We start from the raw sequence: 16,545 nt of genomic DNA on the forward strand, positions 1-16,545 counted from the left end.
GTCACCGGACGAAACCTCCCACGGCGGTCGCGGCGCGGTCTTCGTGATCGGGGGTGAACCGGCGGCGCCCGGGGGCGGTGGTCTTGCACCTCTCCGCAACACCCGATCGTGTGAACCGCCGGCAAGGCCCCCGCACGGCACGGGCCGGGCTGCTATGCCTGGCGACCCGAGGCCGGGGAACAGGGGGCGATTCGCGTGGCGGCACTGGTGCGCCTGTTGGGGGAGGTGGTCGCGGAGGTCGACGGGCGGTCGGTGGAGCTGGGCACGCCCAGGCAGCGGTGCGTGCTGGCGGCGCTGGCGGTCGACGCGGGCCGGGTGGTGCCGGTGGACCGGTTGGTGGAGCGGGTGTGGGGCGCGGAGGCGGCGCCGAGGGCGCGCGCCACGCTGCACAGCTACATCTCCCGGCTGCGCCGGGCACTGGTTGACGTGGGCGGCGTGGCCGTCGTGCGCCAGTCGGGCGGCTACGCCCTGGTCGCCGAAGAGGTCGGGACGGCGGTGGACCTGCACCGGTTCCGCGACCTGCGTGCCGCCGCCCACGCGGCAGACGACGACGAGCGGCGCGCGCGGTTGCTGACCGACGCCCTGGCGCTGTGGCGCGGGCAGGCGTTGACCGGGGTGGACGGCGAGTGGTGCCGGGCCGAGCGCGACCGGCTCGGGCTGGAACGGCTGGCCGCGCGGCACGACCTGGTCGACGCGCGGCTGCGCCTGGGCGAGGGCGACGCCCTGGTGGTCGAGTTGGCTCAGAGGACCGCCGCGCACCCCCTGGACGAGCGGGTGGCGGGCCAGTACGTGCTGGCCCTGCACCGGGCCGGGCGCACGGCCGACGCCTTGGCGCACTACCGGGAGATCCGCGAGAGGCTGGTCTCGCAACTCGGCACCGAACCCGGTGCCGGCCTGCGGGACCTGCACGGCCGGGTCCTGGCCGGACAGGTCTCGACCGGCCGCGCCGAACCGCGGGCGGCTCTCGCTCGCGGGCCGGGTTCGCCGCGCGGGGGCCGTGCCGCCACGAGCGGGACGGACGACGCGCGACCGGCGTCCCGGCCGCGACCCGAGGCCCGCCCGATCGCCTCGGGCCTGGCGCAGCTGCCGGCCGCGCCCCGGAGCTTCGTGGGCCGAGACGAGGTCCTGCGCGTGCTGGACGGGGAGCACGACGAGGCGGGCGGTGGCCCGGTGGTGCACGTCCTGACCGGCGCCGCCGGGGTGGGGAAGACCGCGCTGGCACTGCACTGGGCCCACCGCAACCGGTCCCGCTTCCCCGACGGGCAGCTGTACGTGAACCTGCGCGGGCACGCGGCCGGCGCGCCGCTGACCGCGAGGCAGGCGTTGGAGGAGCTGCTCCAGGCGCTCGACGTGGACCCGACCAGGCGACCCGCCGGCGTGGACGGCGCGGCCGCGGTCTACCGCTCGGCGCTGGCCGACCGGCGGGTGCTGGTCCTGCTCGACGACGCCGTGGACGCGGACCGGGTCCGACCCCTGTTGCCGGGCACGTCGGGCTGCGCGGTGGTGGTCACCAGCCGGAACAGGCTGGACGGCCTGGTGGTCCGCGAAGGCGCCCGGCAGCAGCGGCTGGACGTCCTCGGCGCCGACGACGGCAGGGCGGTGCTCGACCGGGTCCTCGGCGGGACGCGGGTCACCGACGAGGCCGAGGCGGCGGACGACCTGGTGGCCCTGTGCGGCGGCCTGCCGCTCGCCCTCCGCGTCGCCGCCGCGCACCTGGCCGCCCAGCCGAACCTCCCCATCGGCGACTACGCCGCCGCGTTGCGCGCCGGCGACCGCCTCGCCGCGCTGGAGCCGCACGGCGACCCGACCGCGGCCGTCGGCGCCGCGATCGAGCTGTCCTACGCCGCCAGGGCCCGGTCGACGCGGCGGGTGTTCCGGCTGCTCGGACTGGTGCCGGGACCGGACACGACCGCGCCGGCGGTCGCCGCGCTCGCCGACGTCGACCTCGTCGACGCCGAGCGCGAGCTGCGGGACCTGGTGGCCGCGAACCTGGTCGAACAACCCGCACCCGGCCGCTACGCCCTGCACGAGCTGCTCCGGCTGTACGCCGCCGACCGGGCGGTCCGGGACGGGCGCGCCCCCGTGGACCGCCTGCTCACCTGGTACGCGATCACCGTGGACGGCGCCGCGGACGCCCTGGACCCCGGGAGGGTCCGCCTGCCGGGGAGCACGTCGTGGACGGGCCACGAGCCGATGACCTTCGACGGCGCCGCCGCCCTGGAGTGGTTCACCGCCGAGGTGTTCAACACCGCGGCGGTCGTGGAGCTGGCTGCCGCCACCGGTCACCACCGGTTGGCCTGGCAGGTGGCCGACGGGTTGAAGGGGTTCTTCCTGCGGGGCAACACCGCGCAGTGGGCGACCGTCGTCCGCCTCGCCCGCGACGCCGCGCGGGTCGACGGCAACCCGTGCGCGGTGTCCGCGATGACCAACAGCGCCGGCGTGCTCGACCTGATGCGGGGTTCCTACGCCTCGGCGATCGACCACTTCGAGTCGGCGCTGGCCGGCGCCACCGACGCCGGGTGGCCCCTCGGCGAGTGCGCCGCGCTGTCCAACCTCGGCCTCCTGCACCACTTCACCGGCACGCTGCCCGAGGCGTCCCGGTACCTGCGCCGGGCCGACGGGATCGCCACCGCCGCCGCCACGTGCCTGGTCCACACCGGCACCGTCCTGATCAACCTGGGCTCGACCGCGCTCAGGCTCGGCCGCCCGGCCGAAGCCCTCGACTGCTTCACCAGGGCGCTGGCCGCGCAGGACCGGTCCGGTCACGACCGGGGCCGCGGCGCCGCGCTGACGGGCCTCGCCGAGACCCACCTCCACCTGGGCGACGTCACGAAGGCGGAGGAGCTCCTGGACTCGGCGGCCCCGCACGTCCGGCGGGGCGCGGCGGGTTACGAGACCGCGTGGCACTCGGAGGTGCGGGGGAGGATCGCCGCCCTGCGCGGCGACCTCGACGAGGCCGCGGCCCTGCTGGAACACGCGGTGGAGGTCGCGAACGGGCACCACGCCATCGCGGTCGACGTGCAGAACGCGCTGGCCGTCGTCCACCGCCTCGGGTCGCGGCTCGACGACGCCGAGTCGCTGCACCGGGACGCGCTCGCGGCCGCCGACCACTCGCGGTACCGGCAGGGGCGCATCGAGGCGCTGCTCGGGACGGCGGCGGTCCACCACCACCGCGGCGACCCCGCGCGGGCCGTCGACGACGCCACCGCGGCACTGGACCTGGCCGCGCGCACCGGCCACCGGACGCACCAGGGACGCGCCCACGCGCTCCTCGCCTCGGCCCACCTGCGCCGGGGCGGGGTCCGGGCGGGCGCCGACCACGCCGAGCGGGCGCGGTCCACCCACGCCCGGACCCGGCACCCCCTGGGCGAAGCGCAAGCCCTGCTGCTGCTGGCGGAAGCGGCCGGCCGCGAGGGCGAGGAGAGCCGCGTGCGGCGGTGCGCCCGGCGGGCCGAGCGGCTCCTGTCCGCGATCGGCCTCCCCCCGGGGGCGCGGAACGGGTGGGCCTCCTCGCTCCCCGGCTGCTAGGTTGTCAGGCAGCGCCTGACAACTTCGAGGGGGAGTGATGGGCTGCTCGTTCTGCGGCAAGGCCGCCGCGGAGGTGCGGAAGATCATCAGCGGGCCGGGGATCTACATCTGCGACGGCTGCGTGGCCGCCTGCGTGTCGATCCTCGACGGCGACGACGGCACGTCGCGGGCGAGCGTGCCCGAGTGGGCGGACATGACCGACGAGGAGCTGCTGGCCCACCTGCCGCGCATCGCCGCCACCGCCGAGCAGGTCGAGGGCGGCCTGCGGGCGCGCGTGCTCGACCTGCGCGAGCGCGGCGTCACCTGGGCGCGGATCGGCGAGGCGCTGGGCATGAGCAGGCAGTCGGCGTGGGAGCGGTTCAAGTGACCCGCGACTTCCGCCTGGTCTGGTTGGGGCAGACCGCGTCGTCACTCGGCAACGGCGTCTCCCAGCTCGCCTACCCGCTGGTCGTGCTCGCGCTGACCGGCTCGCCGGCCGCGGCCGGCGCGTTGGCGGCCGTGCGCGCGGTGCCGTACCTGGTGCTGGGGTTGCCCGCGGGCGCGCTGGTCGACCGGTGGGACCGCAAGCGGACCATGGTGCTGTGCGACCTCGGTCGGGCGGTGAACGTGGCGACCGTGCCCGCGGCGCTGTGGGCGGGCGCGCTGACGCCCGCGCACCTGTTCGTCACCGGCCTGGTCGGCGGCGTGCTGCACGTGTTCTTCTCGGCGGCGGAGAACGCGGTGCTGCCCGCCGTGGTCGACCGGGAGCGGTTGACGTCCGCGGTGTCGGCCACCGAGACCGCCCAGGCCGCGACCGGCGTGGTGGCCGGTCCGGTCGGCGGCGCGCTGCTCCAGCTCGGGCGCGGGGTGCCGTTCCTGGTGGACGCGGTGTCGTTCCTGGTGTCCGCGCTGTGCTTCGCGTCGGTGCGCGCGGACCTGCGGCCCGAACGCGCGGAGGAGCGGCCGCTGCGCGCGGAGGTGGCCGAGGGCGTCCGGTGGCTGTGGGGGCACCGGTCGCTGCGCTCGATCGCGCTGACCGCCGCCGGGCTCCAGGTGGCCATCTCCGGCATCTCGCTGGTCGCGATCGTCTCGGCGGGCGACGCGTCGCCGACCGCGGTCGGCGGGCTGTTCGCCGCCCTCGGGGTCGGGGGAGTGGTGGGCGCGTTGTCCGCGCCTCGGCTCAAGGACCGCCTCGGGCTGAACGGCCTGCTGCTGGGCGTGGTGTGGCTGCACGCCGTGCTGTGGGTGGCGCTGGCGCTCGTCGACTCGCTGGTCGCGGTGGGCGTGGTGCTGGCCCTGTTCACCGTGTCCATGCCGTGCTTCGGCGTGGCCGCGCTCGGCCACCAGCTGGAGGTGACGCCGGACCGCCTGCTGGGCCGCGTCGGCACCGCGTTCAGCCTGCTGATCTGGGCGGCGACCCCGGTCGGCGCCGCCGCCGCGGGCCTGCTGCTGGACCTCACCACGCCGGGCGCGACGTCCCTCGCCTTCGCCGCCTGGGTGGTGCTGCTCGGGCTGCTGGTCGGCAGCGCGGGGCGCCGCCGCCGACCGGGTGTCCCCGAACACCCGGTCGCGGAACGCCGCTAACCTCGGACGGGATCACCCGCGTCCGAGGAGTGCGCATGGCGTCCAAGTCCAAGTCCGGCGGCAGCCTGGGGCTGATCGTGGCGCTGGCCGTGGCGATGTTCATCCTCGTGCCCTCGTTCCGCGCGGTCGTGCTCGACCTGCTCGAACCGGTCCTCGGCGAGCTGCGGGAGGCGAACCCGTTCGGGAGCTGATCCCGCTACGGGTTGGTGGCCAGGAACAGGAACGCCGCCAGCAGCACCAGGTGGACGCCGCCCTGGAGCCGGGTGGCCCGGCCGGGCACGACCGTCAGCACGCTCACCACCACGGTGATCGCGAACAGCACCATCTGCGTGGAGCCGAGGCCCAGCACCAGTGGACCTTCCAGCCACACCGAGGCGACCGCGATGACCGGGATGGTCAGGCCGATGCTGGCCATCGCCGACCCGAAGCCCAGGTTCAGGCTGATCTGGATGCGCCCCCGCAGCGCCGCCCGGCCCGCCGCGATGGTCTCGGGCAGCAGCACCAGCAGCGCGATCACCACGCCGACGAAGGAGTGCGGGAACCCGGCCGCCCGGACCGCCGCCTCGATCGCGGGCGACTCCACCTTCGCCAGCCCCACCACCGCGACCAGCGACACGAGCAGCAGCACGAGGCTGACCACCGTCTCCCGCCCGCTCGGCTGCGGCGCGTGCTCCTCGGCCTCCACCACCTCGCCCTCCGGGTCGAGCGGGAGGAAGAAGTCGCGGTGGCGCACCGTCTGCGTGCTCACGAACATGCCGTACAGCGCCAACGAGGCCAGCGCCGCGAAGGCGAGCTGCGGGGTGGAGAACTCGGGTCCCGGCTGGCTGGTGGTGAACGTCGGGAACACCAGGCTCAGCGTGGCGAGCGTGGCCACCGTTGCCAGCGCCGCGCCGCTGCCCTCGGAGTTGAACAGCGTCACCCCGTACCGCAGCGCGCCCAGCAACAGCGACAGGCCGATGATGCCGTTCGTGGTGATCATCACAGCGGCGAACACGGTGTCCCGCGCCAGGGTGGCGGACTCGGGGCCGCCGGAGATCATCAGCGTCACGATCAAGGCGACCTCGATCACCGTGACCGCGACCGCCAGCACGAGCGACCCGTAGGGCTCGCCCACGCGCAACGCGATCACCTCGGCGTGGTGCACCGCGGCCAGCACGGTTCCGGCGAGCACCACGGCCGCGATGCCCACCAGCACGGGGCCCAGGTCGCGACCCCAGGTCAGCACCAGCGCCACCAGGCCGAGCAACGGCACGACGACGGTCCAGGACAGCCTCGAAGGGGCGGAGGCAGCAGTCATGCCGCCCACCCTCGCACGACGGGGACCGCTGCGCCGAATGGATGATCACGCCCGGTGTGTCGCGCCGTCGTCCTGAGCTGAACGGTGGAAGATGTTACGGCGAACGGGCGTGACCCGTGCCGTCGCTCGACGACAAAACCTTTGTCTGCAACCTCCATTGCTTCAGTGAATGCTGAAATCAAGCCTTCCGCGCGACCACCAGCGACTGACCGGGCGACGATTCCAGGGCGTGCCGGGAGGGCTCCTCGAACCCGGCCGCCGCCAGCCAGGACGCGATCTCCTCCGCCGGGTACACCTGTCCGCCCTGCCCGTGGAACAGGTTGAGGCTGAACACCCGGGCGAAGGCGTCGGACGCCCGGTCGGGCGTGTGCTCGTCGTGCTCCAGCAGCACCACCGACCCGCCCGGCCGCAGCGCCGCCGCCACCCGTGCCAGCAACGCCTCGTTCGCCGCCGCCGTCCGGCCGTGGACGACGTTGAACAGCAGTGCGGTGTCGAAGCCGGAGCCCAGGTCCAGCACGTCGTAGTCGCCCGGCCGCAACGTGATCCGGTCGCACAGCCCCGCGTCGGTCACCGCGCCGGCGCCGACGGCCAGGGCGTCGGGCAGGTCGACCACGGTGGCGCGCAGGTCCGGGTGCGCCTGGCACAGCCGGATCGCGTGCTTGGCGTGCCCGCCGCCGAGGTCCAGCAGCGTCTCGCCCGCGGGCACCACCGACGCCACCTCGGGGGCGATCGCGTCCGCGTGCCCGGACAGCATCCCCTGGAACCGCCGCAGCACGTCCGGCCGTTCGGCCAGCCAGGCGTAGAAGTCGAGGGCGGGCTTGCCGGTGCGCACCGACTCCTCCAGGTCGGTCCACGACTCGAACAGCACGACGGACCAGAACTTCTGCACGTTCGCGTAGCCGTCGCCGACCAGCCACGCGGTGGTCGCGGCGGTGTTGGCGTAGCCGTCCGGGCCGTGCGCGAGGTAGTCGAACGAGACCAGCGCCTCGCACAGCAGCGCGGTGCCGCGCGGGTCCGCGCCCAGTGCCGCCGCCAGGTCCGCGACGGGGCGGGGGCCGTCGGCGAGGGCGTCGAACACGCCCAGTCGCAGCCCGGCCGTGAGGGCGCGGTAGCCGGCGGTGGCGAGCAGGTCGTGGAACGACGGCGGCCCGTCGTCCGGGGGCAGGTGCAGCGGCACGGTCAGGTCCTCTCCGGCATGACCCCCGCCGAGGCGAGGTAGTCGATGTGGCGGGCGATCATCTCGGCGTCGGCGGGCGGGAACTCGACGCCGCACTCGCGGGCGGCGGCCCAGGTGGCCGAGCAGTCGAACACCGGGTGGGCCCGGCGGGTAGTGGTCAGGCCGAACGCGAGCGGTCCGAACGCGCTGTCCGGGCTCTCCAGCATCAGGGCCCGCCAGTCGGAGTACTCCAGCGTCCGCGTCGGGTAGCCGCGGGCGGTCAGCACTTCGCCGAGGTCGGGGTAGGTGAGGCCGTCCGCCCGGTAGTAGTGGAAGTCCTTCCCGTGCTGCTCCGGTCGGGTCGAGATGCCGGCGATGGCGGCGGCCAGCCGGTCCACCGGCAGCATGTCGATGACGTCCGGGCTGCGCGGCACGGCGCCGGCGTGGGCGCAGGTGGAGATCTGGCGGCTCAGGTAGGACTCGGTCTTGGCGGTGCCGGTGCGCACGTCGCCGACGATGGCGGCGATCCGGTGGATGGACACCGGCACGCCGCGGTCGCGGGCGAGGACGCCCATCATGTCGGCCACCCACTTGGTGGTGTGGTAGCCGGTGTCCAGGCCGGTGGGGTCCTCGGGGCGGTCGGCCTCGCTGACGGGCTGCTGGTCGTAGTTCGTGCCGAGGAAGACGCCCAGGGTGGACATGAGGTGGAGCGGTTTGGTGGCGTACCGGGTGGCGAGCCGCAGGACGTCGATCGTGCTGCCCACGTGCGGGGGCATCATCCACTGGTAGGTGAGGACGAAGTTCATGACCGCGCCGTTGTGGTAGATGGCGTCCATGCTCTCGGCGAGCCGGTCGAAGTCCTCCTCCGGCAGGCCGAGCATCGGCTTGGACATGTCGCCGACCACCGGCACGACGCGGGCCAGTCGTTCCTCGGGCACGTCCAGGTGGGCGCGGCGCAGGTTGGCGCGGATGCGGGCGAGCGCCACGGCTTCGGTCTCGGCCCGCACGAGGCAGTGGACCTCGGCGTCGGTGCGCTCCAGGACCTCGCCGAGGAGGTGCGCGCCGAGGAAGCCGGTGGCGCCGGTCAGCAGCACGCGTTCCGGTGGGCCTTGGCGCGTCGGGTGGTGGGGTGCGATGTCGTCCGGTGGCACGGCGTCGAGCCGCATCTCCGGCACGGTCGGCAGCCCGGACTTGTAGCGCTTGGCGAAGGTGTGGTCGGAGGCGGCGGCCTGTTCGACGACCTCGGCGAGTTCGGCGAGGTCGGCGGTGGCGAACAGGGCGCGCAGCGGCACGGTGACGCCCAGCAGGGCCCGCACCTTCGCCAGCACGGCGGCGGCGATGAGCGAGTGCCCGCCGAGGCCGAAGAAGCTGTCCCGGCGTCCGACCAGCGGCGCCTCCAGCACTTCCGACCAGATCTCGGCGAGCGTCCGCTCGACGGGGGTGCGGGGTGGTTCGTAGGGGGTGGTGCGGGCGTTGGGGTCGGGGTCGGGCAGTGCGGCGAGGTCGACCTTGCCGTGCCTGGTCAGCGGCAGCTCGTCCAGTTCGACGCGTGCTCCCGGCAGCATCGAGTCGGGCAGCCGCTCGGCGCAGAACGCCCGCAGGTCGTCCAGTTCCGGCGCGCCCTCGCCGGAGCGCGGCACGACGTAGGCCACCAGGACGTCGCCGCGCACGGCCACGGCCGCCTCGGCGACGCCGGGGTGCGCGAGCAGGGCCGCCCGCACCTCGCCCGGTTCGATCCGGTGGCCGCGCAGCTTGACCTGTTCGTCGACCCGGCCGAGGAACTCCAGGGTGCCGTCCGGCAGCAGCCGCACCAGGTCGCCGGTGCGGTACATGCGCCCGCCCAGCACGGTCGGGTCCGGCAGGTAGGCGGCGGCGGTGCGGGCCGGGTCGCCCCGGTAGCCCCGCGCGGGTGCGAGCCCGCCGACGTGGAGCTGGCCGGGCACGCCGACCGGTGCGGGTCGCAGGTCGGCGTCGAGCACGTAGGCCCGCACGGCGGGCAGGGGTCGGCCGATGGGCAGCGTCGTGGCGCGCGGGTCCGCTTCCGAGCCGTCGACGGTGGCGAAGGCGGTGGCGCACACCGTGGTCTCGGTGGGGCCGTAGTGGTTGACGAGCCTGACCTTGCCGCCGGTCAGGGCGGCCCACTCGGCGGCGGTCGAGGTCGGCACCGCCTCGCCGCCGAACATCACCAGCGACAGCGGGCCGGGGTCGACGGCCAGTCCTTCCAGGTCGGCCACCCACCGCTTGAACAGCGCGGCCGCGGTGTCCACGGCGGTGATGCCGTGGTCGGCGCACAGCTTGAGCAGGTCGGGGCCGCTGATCGACGCGGGTTCGGGGTGCACCGCGACCGCGGCGCCCGCGCACCAGGCGGGGAACACGTCGCCCACCGAGGCGTCGAAGCTCAGCGGTGGCACCATCAGCAGCCGCTGGCCGGGGGTGAACCCGTGCAGGTCGATGAACGCGCCGGTCAGGTTGGCCAGCGTGTCGTGCTGCACCTGCACGCCCTTGGGCACGCCGGTCGAGCCGGAGGTGTAGACGATGTAGGCCAGGCCGTCGTCGGTGGTGGGCGCGGCGGGCGGCTGGTCGGCTTCGCCGGTGAACGCCTCGTCGGAGGTGTCCAGCAGCGCGCCGCGGTAGTCGCCGAACCGGTCGCGGCTGCCGGGTGCGGTGATCACCACGGGTGCGCCGCAGTCGGCGAGCAGGCCGGTCAGGCGGGCGGGCGGGTGCGCGGGGTCGAGGGGCACGTAGGCGCCGCCCGCCTTGAGCACGGCCAGCAGCGCGACCAGGGCGTCGGGTCCGGCCTTGAGCGCCAGGCCCACGGGCGTCTCCGGGCCGACGCCGCACTCGGCGAGCACGTGGGCGACCCGGTTGGCGCGCCGGTCGAGCTGCGCGAACGTCAGCGCCGCGCCGTCGGCCAGGTCGAGCACGGCGGTGGCGCCGGGGTTGGCGGCGACCTGGTCGGCGATGCGGTGCAGGACGTGGGGTTGGCGCAGGGACAGGGCGGGGTCGAGGCCGTCGGCCGGTTCGCCGTTCACCGCGGCGGCGGCCGCCCGGTCGGCGGCGGTCGTGGTGTCCAGTTCGGACAGGGGGGTGGTCGGGTGGGAGACGAGCGCGGTGAGGACGGTCAGCAGGTGGTCCGCCATCCGCGCGACGGTGTCGGGTTCGAACAGGTCGGCGCTGTAGTCCAGGTTCGCGGGCCAGTCGCCGTCGGTTTCCCGCACGTGCAGGGTCAGGTCGAACCGGCTGGTCTCCCGGTCGACCGGCAGCGGCGTGGCGGGCAGCCCGGCCCACCGGTCGCCCTCGCCGCCCCGGTTGAGCACCAGCATCACCTGGAACAGCGGGTGGTGGGCCAGGTCGCGGCGGGGGGCGACCCTGGCGGCGACCTCGTCGAAGCTGACCTCGGCGTGGTCGAGCGCGTCGATCGCGACGGCGCGGGCCCGGCCGAGCAGGTCCGCGGGGGTCGGGTCGCCGGAGAGGTCGAGCCGCAGGGCGGTGGTGGTGACGAACATGCCGACCGACCGCTCCAGCTCGGGGAAGGGCCGGTGGGTGGTGGGGGAGCCGATCACCACGTCGTCCGCGCCCGAGCGCCGCGACAGCAGCACGCCGAACGCGGCCAGCAGCCCGGCGAAGGTGGTGCAGCCGTGCGCGCGGGTGAGGTCGGCGAGCTTCCCGGCCAGGGCGGCGGGGATGGTGAACCGGTGGCTGCCGCCCGCGACGGTGCGGTTGGGCGTGCGGGGCCGGTCGAGTGCCAGGTCCAGCACGTCGGGCGCGCCGGTGAGCCGGTCGTGCCAGTGGTCGAGCTGCCGCTGCCGCTCGCCGTCGGCGAGCCGGTCGGCCTGCCAGTGGGCGTAGTCGGGGAACTGGGCCGGGGCCGGTCCGGGTTCGGCGCCCTGGTAGACCCGGCCGACCTCGCCCGCGACCACGCCGAGCGACAGGTCGTCGCAGATGATGTGGTGGGCGCTGAACACGAGGGCGGTGTCGGATCCGATCCGCACCGCGCGGACCCGCATCAGCGGCGCGGTCTCCAGGTCGAACGGGGTGTCCACCTCGGCCACGAGGAAGGCGCGCAGCTCCTCCTCGTCGGGCACCGACGAGAACGCCACGTCCTCGGGCGCCTCGTCGAGCACCTGCTGCTCCGGTGTGCCGTCGGTGTCGACGATCCGGGTGCGCAGCGCCTCGTGGCGGGCCATCACGGTCCGCACGGCCGCGCGCAGCCGCGCCTCGTCCAGTTCGCCCGCCACGCGGAGGGTGGCGAACATGACGTACGCGCCGGCGTCGAGGCCCAGGCGCCCGGTCAGCCACAGGCCGCGCTGGTTGCCGGTCAGCGGCACCACCGCGCCCGCCGGCCGCCGGGGCACCCCGGGGCGCTCGACGGGCGCGAGCCCGCGTTCGGCCAGCAGCTTGGCCAGCAGTTGTTCGCGGTGGTCGGAGATGTCGGTCACGGGGTGGTCCTTTCAGGCGTGGGGACCTCGTCGGCCACCGCGTCGGGCAGGTCGTCGACGGCGCGCAGCCGGGGCCGCGTCCAGGCCCAGGCGGCCAGGACGAGCATCAGCGCGCCGACGACGAGGAAGATCAGGGCGATGCCGCGGCCCTCGCCGGTGCCGATCAGCGCGCCGACGCTCGACGCCAGCGCGCCGTCGGCCGCCATCAGCGGTTCGGCCACGCCGTCGGTCAGCGGGCCGATCAGCAGGAACGCCACGGGCATGGCGGCGGTGCTCAGCACCCGGACCACGGCCAGCACCCGGCCCAGCACGGCCGGGTCCACCTTGGTCTGGAGCAGCGTCACGCAGCAGGTGTTCATCAGCGGCAGGGTGAACAGGAACGCGGGGGCGGCCAGGCCGATCAGCCACGGCGAGGGCGCCAGCGAGTGCAGCACCAGGAACACCCCGCCCAGGGCCAACCCGAGGTAGACGCCCAGGACCCGGCGCTTCGGCCCGCCCCACACGCCCATCACCAGGCCGCCGACGAACAGGCCGCTGCCGCCCGCGGCCATCAGCACGCCCAGGGTGGCGGGGCTGGAGAAGGACAGGATCAGCGGCTGCACCAGGCCGCCCGCGATGGCGAACAGGAAGTTCCACACGCCGAACACCGCGCACAGCGCGAACAGGCCGGGTGCGCCGCGCAGCCAGGCCAGGCCGGCGCCGACGCCCTGGCGCTCGCCGCCGGTCGCGCCGGGCGGCCGCACGGCCTCCTCCGGCAGGCGCGCCACCAGCAGGGCGCCGACCGCGACGACCATCGACACCACGTCGATCACCAGCACGCCCCGCAGCCCCACCAGGCCCAGCAGCGCGCCGGCGACCAGCGGGGCGGCGATCTGCACGCCCTGCGTGATCTGCATCAGCCCGTTGACCCGGCCCAGGTGCTCCTTGGGCACCAGGGCGGGCACCAGCGCCGTGTAGGCGATGACGTGGAAGGTGTTCAGCGTGGCGGTCAGCGCGGTGGCCGCGTACACCTGCCACACGGCCAGCCCGCCCGAGGACGTCGCGACCAGCAGCAGCGCGGTCACCACGCCGCCGCCGGTGTCGGCGAGGAGCATGACGCGCCGCCGGTCGTACCGGTCGGCGACCACGCCCGCGTAGGGGGCGAGCAGGATGCCCGGCACCACCGCGCAGAACTGGATCAGCACGAACTGGGTCACCGACCCGGTGCCGGTGTAGACCCAGACGCCGAGCACGAACGCGGTCAGCGCGGAGCCGATCACCGACACCAGTTGCCCGCCCCAGACCAGGGAGAAGCGCCGCAGGCCCGCGACGCCCCCGACCGGGGCGGTTCCCTTCGGCGTGGTCATCGCGCCGCCTCCCCGAGCATCGCCTGGACCTCCTCGGCCGACATGCCGGCCAGTTGCACCCGCAGCTCCGCGACCGCGGCCACCCGCCCCGGCACGTCCTCCAGCGCCGTCAGCGCCGCGGCGACCCCGGCCACGGTGGGCGCGGCGAACATCCGGCCGATCGGCACGGCCACGGAGAACGCGCCGTGCACGCGGGCCAGGGCCTTCGCCGCCAGCAGGGAGTGGCCGCCGAGCGCGAAGAAGTCGTCGTGCACGCCGACCTCGGGCACGCCCAGCACCTCGGCCCAGATGTCGGCCAGCACCCGTTCCACGTCGTCGCGCGGCGCGACCCGCTCGCCCTCGGCCGCCCACGTGGGCGCGGGCAGCGCGTTGCGGTCGGTCTTGCCGTTGGGCGTCAGCGGGAACGCGTCGAGCACCACCGCGCCGGCGGGCAGCATGTAGTCGGGCAGCCGCTCGGCCAGCCGGGCGCGCAGCCGGGGCCACAGCCCGTTCTCCGCGCCGTCGCCGGGTCCGGCCCCGTCGGGCACGACGTAGGCGACGAGGCGTTCGTCCACGGCCCGCACCACGGCCTCGCGCACCTCGCCGGTGGCCAGCAGCGCCGCCTCGACCTCGCCCAGCTCGATGCGGAACCCGCGCACCTTCACCTGGTGGTCGGCGCGGCCCAGGAACTCCAGGGAGCCGTCGGACCGGTGCCGCACCAGGTCGCCGGTCGCGTACAGCCGCGCGCCCGGGGCGGGGCCGAACGGGTCGGGCACGAACCGCGCCGCGGTCAGGCCGGGCCGGTCGTGGTAGCCGCGGGCCACGCCCGCGCCGCCGATGTGCAGCTCGCCGACCACGCCCGGCGGCACCGGCTCCAGCCCCGGTCCCAGCACGTACAGGCGGGTGTTGCCGATGGGCGGCCCGAGCGCCACGGGGGCGGGGGAGGGCTCGACGAGGCCGGCCGAGGACCACACCGTGGTCTCGGTCGGCCCGTAGGCGTTCCACAGCAGCGCGTCGTCGGCGAGCAGGTCGTCGGCCAGGTCGCGGGGCAGCGCCTCGCCGCCGCAGATCCGCGTCGCCACCCCGGCGGGCACGCCGCCCGCCGCGAGCAGCAGCCGCCACGTGGCCGGCGTGGCCTGGAGCGCGGTGACGTCGCGCTCGACCAGCAGCCGCCGCAGCGCCGCGCCGTCGCCCGCGACCTCGGCGGGCACGACCAGCACCTCCGCGCCCGCGGTGAGCGGCAGCAGCAGTTCCAGCACGGAGATGTCGAACGACAGCGTGGTCACCGCCGCCAGCCGGTCCGCCGGGGACAGCTCGAACAGCTCCTGGAACGACACCAGCAGGTTCACCACCGCCCGGTGCGGCACCTCCACGCCCTTCGGCGTGCCGGTCGAGCCGGAGGTGTAGATCACGTACGCCAGGTCCTCGCCGGACGCGGGGCAGGGCGCGTCGTCGGGTTCGTGGGCGTCGGCGTCCGCCGGGCGCAGCACGGTGCCGTCGAAGGCCGGGCGCCGGTCGTCGCCGGCGACCAGCACCGCCGCGCCCGAGTCGGCGAGCATCAGCGCCAACCGGTCCGCGGGCCAGCCCGGGTCCAGCGGCACGTAGGCCGCGCCCGCCCGCCACGCGCCGAGCACGGCGGCCACCAGGTCGGGCGTGCGCGGCAGGCACAGCGCCACCACCGACCCCCGGGTCACGCCGTGCGCCCGCAGCAGGGCCGCGTACCGCCGGGCCCGCTCGTCCAACTCGGCATACGTGAGCCGGCCGTCCACACCGGACACGGCGGTCCCGTCGCCGGTGACCAGGTCGAGCGCGGTGGCGGCCGGCGGCAGCGGCAGGTCGGTGGCGTTGCGGCCCTCCAGCACCTGCCAGCGCTGCACGCCGGTGAGCGCGTCCAGCTCGCTGATCCGCTTGCCGGGGTCCCGCGCCGCCGCGACCAGCAGCGCCACGAGCCGGTCGGTGAACGCGGTGATCGTGGCGGCGTCGAACAGGTCGGTCCGGTACTCCACGCCCAGGCCCAGCGCGTCGCCCTGCCGGTCGGCGGCCAGCGTGAGGTCGAACTTCGACACCCCCGCGTCGGGCACCAGCGACCGCACGTCGAGGCCCGACATCGACAGGGCCAGCGGCGGGGTGTTGGTGAGGATCAGCTGGGCCTGGTAGACGGGGGAGTGGCCGGTGCTTCGGCGCGGGCGCAGGTGCTCCACCAGCCGCTCGAACGGCAGGTCGGCGTGCGCCAGGCCGTTCACGGTGACGTCGCGGACCCGCGCCAGCAGCTCGGAGAACGTCGGGTCGCCGCCCACGTGCGCGCGCAGCGCCAGCGTGTTGACGAAGAACCCGACCAGGTGCTCCAGGTCCGCGTGGGGGCGACCGGCCACCGGCGTGCCGACCACCACCTCGTCCTGCCCGGCCAGCCTGCCCAGCCGGGCCGCGAACCCGGCCAGCAGCACCATGAACAGCGTGGCGCCGTGCTCGCGGGCCAGCCGCTCCAGCGCGGCCAGGTCGTCCGGCCGGACCCACGCCTCGTGCAGCGCGCCCCGGTAGCCGACCTCGGCGGGCCGGGGCCGGTCCGTGGGCAGGGTCAGCAGCTCCGGCGCGCCGGCCAGGTGCCGGGTCCAGTACTCCAGGTGCCCGGCGGTCGCCTCGCCCGCGACCTGGTCGCGCTGCCACACCGCGAAGTCCTGGTACTGCAGCCGCAGCGGCGGCAGGTCGGGCTCCCCGCCGGCCAGCGCCGCGTCGTAGGCCTTGCCCAGCTCGCCGAGCAGCACCGACAGCGACCACGCGTCGGACACGATGTGGTGCAGCGACAGCACCAGCACGTGGTCGTCGTCGGCGAGCCTGCCCAGGTGCGCCGCGAACAGCGGGCCCCGGCGCAGGTCGAAGCCGACGGCGGCGCGCTCGTCGGCGAACCGCTTGGCCGCGGCGTCCCGGTCGGCGCCGGTGGCCCCGTCGCCCGAGAGGTCGTGCACCGCCAGGGTGGCGGAGCCGGTCGGCGCGACCAGCTGCACGGGCTCCCCGCCCGAGTCGGGGAACGTGGTGCGCAGCGCGGCGTGCCGGTTCACCAGGACGTCCAGCGCCCGCTGGAGCGCCGCGGTGTCGAGCACCCCGCGCAGCCGCAGCCCGATCGGCACGCTGTAGACCGCGCCGCCGGGGGAGAACTTGTCCAGGAACCACAGCCGCTGCTGCCCGAACGACAGCGGGTAGGCGGTCGGCGCGGCGGCCCGCGCGCGCAGCCGCCGCGCC

General features: G+C 75.5%; 9 protein-coding genes. 4 read left to right on the plus strand and 5 right to left on the minus strand.

Going from position 1 to position 16,545, the window contains the following annotated elements; genetic code table 11:
* Nucleotides 1-195 precede the first annotated feature (195 nt).
* The 4 genes from ACFV4N_RS27530 to ACFV4N_RS27545 are packed head-to-tail and all read left to right on the plus strand — an operon-like array spanning nt 196 to nt 5,282.
* A complete protein-coding gene (locus tag ACFV4N_RS27530; RefSeq protein ID WP_499675500.1) occupies nt 196-3,528 on the plus strand; it encodes an AfsR/SARP family transcriptional regulator in 3,333 nt (1,110 codons plus the stop codon).
* Nucleotides 3,529-3,565: 37 nt separating this feature from the next.
* Nucleotides 3,566-3,895 carry a ClpX C4-type zinc finger protein gene (locus ACFV4N_RS27535; protein WP_499675501.1) on the plus strand — a complete coding sequence of 110 codons (330 nt, stop codon included), beginning with the start codon at nt 3,566-3,568 and terminating at the stop codon, nt 3,893-3,895.
* Nucleotides 3,892-5,091, plus strand: a complete 1,200-nt coding sequence (locus ACFV4N_RS27540) for an MFS transporter (RefSeq protein ID WP_499675502.1) — start codon at nt 3,892-3,894, stop codon at nt 5,089-5,091. Before ACFV4N_RS27535 ends, ACFV4N_RS27540 begins: the two co-directional genes overlap by 4 nt.
* A 35-nt stretch (nt 5,092-5,126) precedes the next feature.
* Nucleotides 5,127-5,282: a hypothetical protein gene (locus ACFV4N_RS27545; RefSeq protein ID WP_499675503.1), complete on the plus strand. Its 156-nt coding sequence runs from the start codon at nt 5,127-5,129 to the stop codon at nt 5,280-5,282.
* A 5-nt stretch (nt 5,283-5,287) separates the two neighbouring features.
* Here the strand turns inward: ACFV4N_RS27545 and ACFV4N_RS27550 are convergent, their stop codons facing one another.
* The 5 genes from ACFV4N_RS27550 to ACFV4N_RS27570 all read right to left on the minus strand — a co-directional run.
* On the minus strand, nt 5,288-6,388 hold the full coding sequence (locus ACFV4N_RS27550) for a calcium:cation antiporter (RefSeq protein ID WP_499675504.1): 1,101 nt from the start codon (nt 6,386-6,388) through the stop codon (nt 5,288-5,290).
* Nucleotides 6,389-6,566: 178 nt separating this feature from the next.
* Nucleotides 6,567-7,565, minus strand: a complete 999-nt coding sequence (locus tag ACFV4N_RS27555; protein ID WP_499675505.1) for a methyltransferase — start codon at nt 7,563-7,565, stop codon at nt 6,567-6,569.
* Between the two features lie 2 nt (nt 7,566-7,567).
* Nucleotides 7,568-11,983, minus strand: a complete 4,416-nt coding sequence (locus ACFV4N_RS27560; protein ID WP_499675506.1) for a non-ribosomal peptide synthetase — start codon at nt 11,981-11,983, stop codon at nt 7,568-7,570.
* The gene (locus ACFV4N_RS27565; RefSeq protein WP_499675507.1) at nt 11,980-13,329 is read right to left on the minus strand and encodes an MFS transporter; all 1,350 of its coding nucleotides are present in this window, start codon (nt 13,327-13,329) and stop codon (nt 11,980-11,982) included. Before ACFV4N_RS27565 ends, ACFV4N_RS27560 begins: the two co-directional genes overlap by 4 nt.
* On the minus strand, nt 13,326-16,545 hold a 3,220-nt coding region (locus ACFV4N_RS27570), incomplete at its 5' end, for an amino acid adenylation domain-containing protein (RefSeq protein WP_499675508.1). The genes ACFV4N_RS27570 and ACFV4N_RS27565, both read right to left, overlap by 4 nt.

The sequence above is a fragment of the Actinosynnema sp. NPDC059797 genome (genome assembly GCF_042732085.1).
In the GTDB taxonomy this organism is placed as follows: Bacteria; Actinomycetota; Actinomycetes; order Mycobacteriales; family Pseudonocardiaceae; genus Actinosynnema.